General features: G+C 71.4%; 1 protein-coding gene. It reads left to right on the top strand.

Annotation, left to right across the window (positions count from 1 at the left end):
• A partial coding sequence (locus SB689_RS23640; RefSeq protein WP_410694480.1) for a hypothetical protein occupies positions 1-255 on the top strand: 255 nt, incomplete at both ends.

The following is a 255-nucleotide window of genomic DNA, read 5'->3' on the forward strand; positions in this document are numbered from 1 at the left end:
GCGACACCCGGAGCGGATGCGAGCGCTGCGGTCCAGCTGATCGACGTGCACGTGACACTGCGTGTCGAACCGAAGCGGCCGGGCGGACGCGGTCGGGTCCGCGTGCTCGAGCGAGTGGAGCGCGAGGTGCTCGCTGGCCTCGCGCGCACCTCGACCCGCGACGGCGTGACCGTTCTGCAGGTGCCGTTCGAGAACGAAGACGCGTTCGATCGGCGCGTCGACGACCTGTTGGTCGCGATCGCGCGCACGGCCGAG

The organism is Chryseobacterium sp. SIMBA_038 (genome assembly GCF_046535115.1).
GTDB lineage: Bacteria > Bacteroidota > Bacteroidia > Flavobacteriales > Weeksellaceae > Chryseobacterium.